Here is a 10,834-nt window from a genome sequence, read left to right as displayed (position 1 = left end):
CCGCCAGCGTTCGTCCTGAGCCAGGATCAAACTCTCCAAAGAATTTGATATAGCTCTTTAAAAATGACGAAGCTTGCGCTTCATTCAAAAATTGTAAAACTTTTTTTGCCTCATCGTTCAGTTTTCAAAGTTCGTCTGCCGCTCTTAGCGACTCATTTATAATAGCACCTGTATTCTCTTTCGTCAACTATAAAAATAAAATATTTTAAAAGAATAAAAAAACAGAGTGCTCCTTCTTTGCACTATATAGAAGGAACACACTTTCTATTATTGAAATGCGATGATTCGTACTTCGTCTAAACGAGTTAAATCATACGTTTCTTGCGTCGGTTCTGATACGACAATCGGTTGTTCGACACTCGGTGTATAGTGATGAATCTTCCCGCGAACCCCACTACTCAACAAAACGGTTCGACCCACTTCATAAAAGCCGAGTAACGTAGCTAACAGTGTGAGCGCCTCTCCATCGTACGCTTCATTTTGCCACATATAGAAGTAAGCTTCTTCCGGAGTGAGTGCAGCTCGGAATGTTCGCGGTGCCGTCAACTGACAAAAACGATCTGCCACGATAAACAGAGGAGAGGCCGGATGAAGCGCTCGCTCTTCAAGACGATTTGGGAAGCCCGATCCATCGAGCCGCTCATGATGTTCGGCCACTAATTTACCGACACGCTGCCGTAATGTCCGATCTTCAGGTAACATCGCCATCGATACGAGTGGATGTTGATACAGAAGCTCACGCTCCATTTTTGTAAAATAGCGCATATGTGACCATTTGCGGATTTTAGCGTAACTGGCATCGGCGAAATAAGATGCGATTCCATAGTCAAACTGAAGCCGATGTTCGTCCCCCCGATATTTCGATAACGTTTTTGCGACGAGCGCCCGATAAATCGCATGATGAATCACATGATTTTTACGTAACGGTTGGTTCGTGAAAAACTTGACGATTGCTGATAAAGGATAGTCTTGGCGAAATAACTGATGAATAAATTCAAGAGCCTCATATGGATTCGGTGATATCCGTTCTTCCCATTGATTGTAGTGACGTTCATACTGAAGAATCTTTTCGCATAAGTCGCGTTCTTCCTCATGTGTAAAGGGACGGCGTTCTACCGGAGCAACTTCAATCGCATCAACTTTCAAAAAGCGGAGCAAACGTAAATGTTCGTTCGTCAGTCTAATCCCGGCCTCTAATGAAGAAACAGATGTTAAGAGCGTCATACCTACGTGCACGTTTGAAATAGCGAGTCGCATGCTCATCCCTCCTGATCGTATGAAAACAGGTCGAACGGAAGCTCCGCTCGACCTGTTTCGCCTTATTCGGTCACTTCAGACGATAGGTCGGTTTCTGGTGCTTCACCATCAAATCCATTCTCCATCTCATCTGCTGATTCCTCTTCTAGCTCATCTTTTTTCAATTTGGCAATTGTAGCCAAACGATCGCCGTCTTCGATGTTCATCACTTTCACACCGCGCGTACTGCGACCCATTTGCGAAATCGTCTGTGAATCGATTCGAATGGCGACACCGAGCTCGGTCATGAGCATGATGTCGTCGTCCTCATCCACGACTCGCATACCGACGACGGTACCGCGGTCAGTCTTGATTCCGATAATTCCAGAACCGCCTCGACCTTGCGTGCGGAATTGCTCCATCGGTGTTCGTTTGCCATAGCCTTTTTCCGTGATAATCAATACGTCTTGCGTCGGGCGTACGATTTCCATCGAAACGACTTGATCGTCATCCTTCTTCAGACGAATCGCACGGACACCTCGGGCGGTACGGCCCATCGACCGTACTTCACTCGCAAGCGGGAAGCGAATCGACATCCCTTCACGCGTCACAATCAACATTTCGTCATCGCTCTTCGCAAGACGGACAGTAACCAATTCGTCCGTATCATTCAAGCTGATGGCACGAAGTCCGTTTTTATTGATGCGGGCGTAAGCCGAGAGCGGTGAACGTTTGACGAGTCCTTGCTTCGTGATAAACACGAGCGACAACTGCTCGTCTGCCACTTCAGCTTCCGAATCTTCACTTCCATCCTCAACGATGGCTTTGTCTGCCAAGTAACTATTGAAGTCGACCGGAATCATCGTCTCGACTTTTTCGCCTTTATCGACTTGTAGCAAGTTAATAATCGGCATCCCTTTCGCAGTCCGGCTCATCTCTGGGATTTCATACCCTTTCAAGCGGAAGACGCGACCGAAGTTCGTGAAGAACAGGATCGTATCATGCGTCGAAGCTGACAAGAGACGTAACACGAAGTCCTCGTCATTCGTACCCATCCCTTGCTTGCCTCGTCCGCCTCGTCGTTGTGTACGATACGAGTCGCTTGGGATTGATTTGATATACCCTTCGCTCGTGAGCGTGATCATCATGTCGCGAACTGGAATCAAGTCTTCATCTTCAAGCTCGATGATATCCGTACGGATAACTGTCCGACGTGCATCGCCATAACGCTCTTTGATTTCTGTCAACTCGTTGCGAATGATTTGAAGCAAGAGTTCTTCGTCGCCTAAGATGGCACGCAACTCTTCAATCAAGGCGCGAATCTCGCGATACTCGCCTTCGATTTTCTCACGCTCAAGTCCAGTCAAACGTTGAAGACGCATATCGAGAATCGCTTGCGTCTGCTCGGTCGACAATCCGAAACGGGCAATCAATTTCTCACGGGCCTCGTCACCGGTCCGCGTGCTGCGGATGATGGCGATGACTTCATCCAAGTGATCGAGGGCAACGCGCAATCCTTCAAGGATGTGTGCACGGGCCTCGGCCTTGTCGAGATCGAACTGCGTCCGACGGCGGACGACTTCTTTTTGGTGCTCGATGTAGTAATAAATCGCTTGCTTCAAGTTGAGCGTCTTCGGTCGTCCCCCAACGAGGGCGAGCATGTTGACCCCAAACGTCGTTTGCATTGGCGTTTGTTTATACAAGTTGTTCAAAATGACACTGGCATTCGCATCGCGGCGTACTTCAATGACAACACGCATCCCGTTACGATCCGACTCGTCGCGAAGATCAGTGATGCCTTCGATTTTCTTGTCGCGTACCAAATCGGCAATCTTTTCGACGAGGCGCGCTTTGTTCACTTGATATGGGATTTCATGAACGAGAATCCGTTCACGACCATTTTTCAACACTTCGATTTCAGCTTTGGCCCGCATCGTGATTGATCCACGACCCGTCTCATAGGCGCGGCGAATTCCGCTACGTCCTAAAATTTCGCCGGCTGTCGGGAAGTCAGGCCCCGGGATATGCTGCATCAACTCGGAGATGGTGATATCCGGGTTATGCGTCAACGCAAGAACGCCGTCAATGACTTCGTTCAAGTTATGCGGCGGTACGTTCGTGGCCATCCCGACCGCGATTCCGCTCGTCCCGTTGACCAAGAAGTTCGGGAACCGGGCTGGCATGACGACCGGTTCTTTCTCTTCTCCGTCAAAGTTCGGTTGGTAATCAATCGTGTTTTTGCCGATATCACGGACGAGTTCCATCGCGATTTTCGACATACGTGCTTCTGTATAACGCATCGCTGCGGCTGAGTCTCCATCGACCGATCCGAAGTTTCCGTGACCGTCGACGAGTTCATAACGATAACTGAAATCTTGCGCCATCCGAACCATCGTCTCGTAAACGGCAGAGTCACCGTGGGGGTGATACTTACCGATAACGTCACCGACCACACGGGCCGATTTCTTATGGGGCTTGTCAGCACGAATTCCAAGTTCGTTCATCGCATATAGAATACGACGGTGAACCGGTTTCAGACCGTCTCGTACGTCTGGGAGGGCACGTGACACGATAACGCTCATCGCATAGTCCATGAACGAGGTGCGCATCTCTTGGCTAATATTTATATCCTTGATATTTTCTTGTTCTGCCATTCGTTATTGCCTACCCTTCTTTTTAAATATCGAGGTTTTTCACGTAATGCGCATGTGATTGGATGAAGTCACGTCGCGGCTCGACATTGTCACCCATGAGTGTTTCAAAGATCTCATCCGCCTCAATGGCGTCTTGAAGGTCGACACGAAGCATCGAGCGTGTCTCTGGATTCATCGTCGTGCTCCACAGCTGTTCAGGGTCCATCTCACCGAGACCTTTGTAACGCTGTACACTGTAACGAGCATTTTCTGGAAGCTGTTTAATCGCTTCTTGCAGTTCCCGTTCATTTTGGACGTAGGTGACGTCTTTTCCGTGCTTCAAGCCGTAAAGTGGCGGTTGCGCGATATACACATAGCCGCTTTCAACGAGCGGACGCATGTAACGGTAGAAGAACGTCAAGAGCAGTGTCCGAATGTGGGCTCCATCGACGTCGGCATCGGTCATGATAATCAATTTATGGTACCGCGCCTTCGCGAGATCGAACTCTTCCGCGATCCCAGTCCCGAGCGCCGTAATAATTGTACGAACTTCTTGGTTGGCTAAAATCTTATCGAGTCTCGCTTTTTCGACGTTGATGATTTTACCTCGAATCGGCAAGATCGCTTGGAAGTGACGATCGCGACCTGATTTTGCAGAGCCACCGGCCGAGTCACCCTCGACGATGTACAATTCAGACTTCGATGCATCTTTCGATGAACAGTCTGCTAGTTTCCCAGGCAATGAACTGACTTCGAGGATTCCTTTTCGGCGAGTCATTTCACGAGCACGTTTCGCTGCAAGACGAGCACGTGCCGCCATTAAACCTTTGTCGACAATCAATCGCCCGACAGACGGGTTCTCAAGCAAGAACTGCTCAAACGTGTCTGTGAAGAGCGAGTCTGTCGCTGTACGAGCGTCAGCGTTGCCGAGCTTTGTCTTCGTTTGACCCTCGAACTGTGGCGATGGGTGTTTGACCGAGACAATCGCCGTCAATCCTTCACGTACGTCATCCCCTGACAAGCTACCATCGGCTTCTTTCATGAGACCGAAGCGTTTTGCATAGTCGTTGATCGAACGAGTCAGTGCCGTTTTGAACCCTGTCTCGTGCGTTCCGCCCTCGTGGGTCGGAATGTTGTTCGTGAATGAATAGATGTTGCTCGCAAATCCTTCGTTGTACTGAAGCGCGATCTCAACTTCAATCCCATCCTTCGTGCCATGTACATAGACAGGCTCATCGTGGATTGAGGCTTTTGAGCGGTTCAAGTGTTCAACGTATGACTTGATTCCGCCCTCGTAATGATAGTTGCGTTCAATCGTCTCATCACTGCGCTCGTCTTTTGCGACGATGCGAAGCCCTTTGTTCAGGAAGGCAAGTTCGCGCAGACGTGTGGCGAGTAAATCAAAGTCGTATTCGAGCGTCTCCTCAAAGATATCGCCGTCCGGGAAGAAACGGACAGTCGTACCCGTCGTATCAGTCGTACCAACAATTTCGAGTTCTCCTTGTGGAACACCGCGTTTGAATGATTGGTAGTAGACGTTGCCGTTACGGCGAACGAACACTTCAAGTTTCGTCGACAAGGCGTTAACGACCGAGGCCCCGACGCCGTGTAGACCACCTGAAACTTTGTATCCGCCGCCGCCAAACTTACCTCCGGCGTGAAGGACGGTGAAGATGACTTCGACGGCAGGACGGCCCGTTTTCTTTTGAACATCGACTGGAATCCCGCGTCCGTTATCTTCGACAACAATCGAGTTACCTGGTTCTACTGTCATCGTGATCGTGTCACAGTGTCCGGCGAGCGCTTCATCAATCGAGTTGTCGACGATTTCCCACACCAAGTGGTGGAGTCCTCGTGAGCTCGTTGAACCGATATACATCCCCGGGCGTTTACGAACGGCTTCTAACCCTTCAAGCACTTGAATCTGATCAGCACCATAATCTTGCATTTGTTTTTCGTTTTCGTTACTCATCGGTTTTGTTCACCTACTATACATGAATTGGTGTTCATATGGATTGGTCTTACGTTATACAGATTCCGTTTCAACTTCGCCTTGTTTCACGTGAAACACCTTCGCTTGTTGAATCGTTTCGTGAGCGATGCCATCAATGTTGGTCGTCGTGATAATGGTTTGGACTTTTTGGCCCATCGTGTCGAGCAGATGGGTTTGGCGATGGTCGTCTAATTCAGATAACACGTCATCTAACAAAAGCAATGGATATTCCCCGACCTCTTCGTGGATCAGTTCAATCTCCGCTAACTTTAAAGACAAAGCCGCTGTACGTTGCTGGCCTTGTGAACCGAACGTTTGGACGTTGCGATTGTTGACATACAATTCAAAGTCATCTCGATGCGGACCAAATAACGTCACGCCTCGTCTTCGTTCGTTCTCTCTTATTTTATCAAACTTTTGACGATACGTTTCAAACATCGCCTCTTTTGGGTAACGTTCTTTTTGGAATGTATCCGATACGTATTGAATCGTCAGTGTCTCCAAGTCACGTGTGATGCCGGAATGGATGGGTCCCGCCCATTTTTCAAGCTGATCGATAAAATGATGACGTCGCGAAACGATTTTCACGGCAAGCTCAATCATTTGATCGGTGAGCACCTCTAGTAGCGTCTCGTCCCCGCCTTTGATGGACAGTTGCTTCAACAAGGCGTTCCGTTGCTTCAGTGTCTTCAAATACTGATTCAATTCATGTAAATAGACAGGACTCACTTGCCCGATTTCCATATCTAAAAACCGTCGTCTTCCTTGCGGGCTACCTTTGACGATGGCAAGGTCTTCGGGTGCGAACAGCACGACGTTAAAAGCGCCGACATAGTCGCTGAGGCGGCGTTGTTCGAGATGGTTCAATTTCGCTTTCTTCCCTTTCGGTGAAAACGTGAGCGACTGGACCGTCTCCCCGGTCCGTTTATGAATCCGTCCCTCGACCATCGCTGCATCCGCCTCCCAGCCGATCAGTTCACGGTCTTGCGTCGTCCGATGTGACTTTGCGAGCGCAAGTACGTAAATCGATTCGAGCAGATTCGTTTTCCCTTGGGCATTCTCACCAATGAGAACGTTCGTCTGTTCTGAAAAATCTAGCTCGAGGGTTTCGTAGTTGCGGTAGTTTTGCAATCGGATCGACTTTAAATGCACGTTAGTTACCCTCGATTTGGAAGTCTCCGAAACCTTCGACCTCAATCGTGTCCCCATCGCGTAGTTTGCGTCCGCGACGTTGATCAACCTCACCGTTCACTTTCACTTGAATGTCCTCTAAGAAGAACTTCGCTTGGCCTCCGCTTGAAATGATATCAGCCAACTTCAAAAATTGTCCGAGCGTTACATACTCGGTTGTAATCGACACTTTTTTCATGTCGTCACTTCCTTTCTTTCATACTTAGTACAAAAAATCGCCATACTTATTAGTTTATCGAAAAACGTCGAATAAGGCAAAAATGGGGATGACAAGGTGAAACACCTCATCATCCCCGAATCTGCTCAGTCTGACTTAAGACGTGCGGACTGGCAAGATCAACTGTAGGACGCTATCTTGCTCGACCGGACGCAAGATGAACGGACGCATCGAACCCGTGAACTGGATTTCGATCTCTGAAGCATCAAGCGCACGAAGCGCATCCATGACAAATTTCGAGTTGAATGAAATTTTTAACTCTTCTCCTTCAAGCGACAGGATGCTGACGCGCTCTGACACTTTCCCGACTTCTGGAGAATGAGAGGAGACTTCGACCGTCGTCGCTTCTTCAGCGACAAACTTGATGACGTTATTGCGATCAGCGCGTGCAAGCAATGACGCACGATCGATAGCTTGGAGGAAGTCCTTCGCGTTCATGCGGACCGCTGTCCGGTATTCTTCCGGAATCAAGCGTGATGTATCTGGGTATGCTCCGTCGAGTAGACGCGAGAAGAACGAGATGTTTTTCAAGCGGAACAAGATTTGTTGGTCCGTCAACACGATTTCGACTGGCAACTCTTCCCGATCAAGCAATTTTGCGAGTTCGTTCAATGAGCGGCCTGGGACGACGACATTTTGGAACGTCAAATCGTTGTCTGTCTCAAACCGTGCCCGGCGAAGTGCCAGACGGTGGCTATCCGTTGCGACACACGTCAAGAATCCTTTTTCGGCAGAGAAGTTGACCCCTGTCAACACAGGACGTGTCTCTTGTCCAGAAACAGCGAAGCTCGTTTGACGGATAATCGTCTTCAACAAATCGGCCGGCAAGTAGAAACGACGCTCGCTTGATAGTTCAGGCAGGCGCGGGTATTCATCTGGATCGAGTCCGTTCAAATGGAACTCGGCTTGTCCCGATTCAATTCGTGTCATAAAGTTCGGAGACACTTCGAGTGTCACTTCATTCGTCGGCAACTTTTTAACGATCTCACCGAGGAAACGTGCATTGAGCACGACGCTACCTGCTCGTTGAATTTGAATGAGTTCGATTCCGCCTTCTTCAATCGGTATTAAGCGTTCGATTGAAATTTCCGTATCGCTACCTGTGAGCGTCAACCCATCGGCATGGGCTTCAAGCTTTAATCCTGTGAGGATTGGAATCGTCGTTCGGGAAGCAACAGCTTTTGATACATCTTGTACGGCTTGCATGAATACATCTCGCTGAATCGTTAAATGCATGTGGATAATTCCTCCTAAGTGAACTGAGTCATATAGTTAATAATAATAGTATTATTTAAGTCATAATAGTAATAAGGGCTGTGGATACTGGGGATAAGTCACTTTAACCACTGGTGTTGAGCCATTCCGCCTGTGAATAACTTGTGGATAACTATGTGGGTTTATCCACAGGATATCCACAATGAAATTGAAGCGTTTTATGACAATGCTTTCTTTAACGTCTGAATCGTCTCTTGCATCTCCGGATCGTGCTTGAGCAACGTACTAATTTTCTCATGGGCGTGAATCACTGTCGTGTGATCGCGTCCACCGAACTCTTCCCCGATTTTAGGAAGCGAGCTTTCCGTCATCTCACGTGATAAGTACATCGCGATTTGACGAGGGAATGCGAGCGTCTTCGTCCGTTTCTTCGCCTTCAGTTCATCGACTTCAATATTAAAGTGACGGCCCACGATTTCTTGAATGTCCCGAATGACAATTTTCTTCGCTTCTTGGACCGGCATGATGTTGTGCAACGCTTCAGCAGCGACATCCGGGTCAATCGGACGACCGACGAGCTTGGCATAGGCCACGACGCGCGTCAACGCCCCTTCGAGTTCACGAATGTTCGTGTCGATTTGGTTGGCAATATACAGCATGACGTCGTTTGCGATATCCAGTCCTTCTGCCGTCGCTTTCTTGCGTAAGATGGCAATCCGTGTTTCAAGGTCAGGCGGTGTGATGTCTGTGATAAGACCCCATTCGAACCGCGAACGAAGACGATCTTCGAGCGTCGGAATCTCTTTAGGCGGTCGATCACTCGAAATCACAATCTGTTTCTGATCGTTATGAAGCGCATTGAACGTGTGGAAAAACTCTTCCTGTGTCTGTTCTTTCCCGGCTAGGAACTGAATGTCATCGATTAAGAGAACATCAATGTTCCGATAGCGGTTGCGGAATTCTTCGGTCTTATTGTCACGAATCGAGTTGATAAACTCATTCGTGAACTTTTCAGATGATACGTAAGCGATCCGTGCGCCAGGCTTCTGCCCTTTCACGTAATGACCAATCGCATGCATCAAATGCGTCTTGCCGAGCCCGACTCCTCCATAAATGAAGAGCGGATTATAGGCGCGCGCCGGCGCTTCTGCGACAGCGAGCGAGGCAGCGTGAGCAAATCGGTTACCCGACCCGATGACAAACGTCTCAAAAATGTACTTGTCATTCAGCTGTCCGAGGTTCCCTTCCTCTTTTGGTAGTACCGGAAGCGGCTGTTCTTTCATTTCTGTGGCAGCAATCGTCTCTTTCGATCCATCCGCAGGTGCATACTTGTGTGCTTGTGATTCCTCGATAAAATGAATCTCAAGCTTGTTGTTCGTTACTTCTTCAATCGTATCTTGTAACAATGACAAGTACTGACGCTCAAGCCAAGTCACAATGAAACTGGCTGGCGCGGACACGACGAGTGTCGTCCCCATCAACGAAATTCCTTCTGTTGATTTCAACCACATATCAAAGCTGGCTTTTGGTGTTCGTTCCTCTTCCTCAATCAGAGATAAAACATTTCTCCAAATCTCGCGAGCATTCTTCAATGAAAGACCTCCTTTACTCACATGTTGGCGAAACTTATTCACACGATATACACATACACTATTCTATAGTAGATAATAGGGTTATCCCCAGAGAACAAAAACTGTGGATAACGTTATCCACATGGTGTTGATGTTGGGGATAACAGTTATCCACAGCCTGTGTATATCTTGGAATTGCTAAAAGTTCATCCACAAGTTTGTGCACATTCAGTTTATCAAAATAAAATAGACGTGGCAACGGTTTTTAATATTTATCCACAGACTGCAAAAAGAATCCACAGGCAGTTATCCACATGCTGTGTATAGTGTGGATAAACTGTGGATATGTTGTGGATAATTAGCAGTGAGATAAGATATAGACAGAAAAGTTATACACAAAAGAGGAAGAAGGAATTGTGGAGAATATTTTTTCAAGAGAAGAAAATGAAAAATTAAAAAATGGAATCGTAAAATTGTTGAAAGAAGAGGAGTTATTCACATATAAGTGTGGATAACTCTTGGGATATGTGGATAAAATGGCTTTAGACAGCTATTTGTAAAAAAGTCACTGGCGGATTGTTAATTCTCCATGTGATTCATTACTTCCGTTTCTTCTAGATCATGCCATCCGGAGGTGATTGTCCCCTTCCCGTCCGAAGGATTTCATCCTAATTGAAAACCTAGCGAAAACTCATTGACAATCTAGACAACAGTTTATATAATCTTAAAGACTGCCTTAAATGAAACTATAACTTGCTAATAGAGCGTTAACCTTGAG

General features: G+C 47.7%; 7 protein-coding genes. All 7 read right to left on the bottom strand.

Features of this window, described 5'->3' with window-relative positions; genetic code table 11:
* Positions 1 to 267: 267 nt before the first annotated feature.
* Positions 268 to 1,257: an HD-GYP domain-containing protein gene (locus tag KNP71_RS13625; protein ID WP_029596442.1), complete on the bottom strand. Its 990-nt coding sequence runs from the start codon at positions 1,255 to 1,257 to the stop codon at positions 268 to 270.
* A gap of 62 nt (positions 1,258 to 1,319) precedes the next feature.
* Positions 1,320 to 3,890 carry a DNA gyrase subunit A gene (gyrA, locus tag KNP71_RS13620; RefSeq protein WP_058765174.1) on the bottom strand — a complete coding sequence of 857 codons (2,571 nt, stop codon included), beginning with the start codon at positions 3,888 to 3,890 and terminating at the stop codon, positions 1,320 to 1,322.
* A 22-nt stretch (positions 3,891 to 3,912) separates the two neighbouring features.
* Positions 3,913 to 5,841 carry a DNA topoisomerase (ATP-hydrolyzing) subunit B gene (gene gyrB / locus KNP71_RS13615; protein ID WP_131472094.1) on the bottom strand — a complete coding sequence of 643 codons (1,929 nt, stop codon included), beginning with the start codon at positions 5,839 to 5,841 and terminating at the stop codon, positions 3,913 to 3,915.
* A gap of 54 nt (positions 5,842 to 5,895) precedes the next feature.
* Entirely contained in the window at positions 5,896 to 7,014 is a 1,119-nt protein-coding gene (gene recF, locus KNP71_RS13610) for a DNA replication/repair protein RecF (RefSeq protein ID WP_021067844.1), read from the bottom strand.
* A gap of 1 nt (position 7,015) precedes the next feature.
* Positions 7,016 to 7,231 (bottom strand): S4 domain-containing protein YaaA, encoded by a 216-nt coding sequence (gene yaaA, locus KNP71_RS13605; protein WP_021067845.1) that lies wholly within the window; start codon positions 7,229 to 7,231, stop codon positions 7,016 to 7,018.
* A 135-nt stretch (positions 7,232 to 7,366) separates the two neighbouring features.
* Positions 7,367 to 8,506 carry a DNA polymerase III subunit beta gene (gene dnaN, locus KNP71_RS13600; RefSeq protein ID WP_021067846.1) on the bottom strand — a complete coding sequence of 380 codons (1,140 nt, stop codon included), beginning with the start codon at positions 8,504 to 8,506 and terminating at the stop codon, positions 7,367 to 7,369.
* 197 nt (positions 8,507 to 8,703) lie between these two features.
* Positions 8,704 to 10,077: a chromosomal replication initiator protein DnaA gene (gene dnaA / locus KNP71_RS13595; protein WP_021067847.1), complete on the bottom strand. Its 1,374-nt coding sequence runs from the start codon at positions 10,075 to 10,077 to the stop codon at positions 8,704 to 8,706.
* Positions 10,078 to 10,834: the final 757 nt, after the last annotated feature.

Source organism: Exiguobacterium sp. s56, from assembly GCF_018618255.1.
Taxonomy (GTDB): Bacteria; Bacillota; Bacilli; order Exiguobacteriales; family Exiguobacteriaceae; genus Exiguobacterium; species Exiguobacterium chiriqhucha.
Note: the sequence above shows the minus strand (reverse complement) of the source record. Positions and strands in the feature narration are given on the sequence as shown.

Excerpts from the sequence above, each read along its gene's own strand:
- KNP71_RS13625 (WP_029596442.1), bottom strand. The coding sequence starts at position 1,257 with ATGCGACTCGCTATTTCAAACGTGCACGTAGGTATGACGCTCTTAACA.
- gyrA (WP_058765174.1), bottom strand. The coding sequence starts at position 3,890 with ATGGCAGAACAAGAAAATATCAAGGATATAAATATTAGCCAAGAGATG.
- gyrB (WP_131472094.1), bottom strand. The coding sequence starts at position 5,841 with ATGAGTAACGAAAACGAAAAACAAATGCAAGATTATGGTGCTGATCAG.
- yaaA (WP_021067845.1), bottom strand. The coding sequence starts at position 7,231 with ATGAAAAAAGTGTCGATTACAACCGAGTATGTAACGCTCGGACAATTT.
- dnaN (WP_021067846.1), bottom strand. The coding sequence starts at position 8,506 with ATGCATTTAACGATTCAGCGAGATGTATTCATGCAAGCCGTACAAGAT.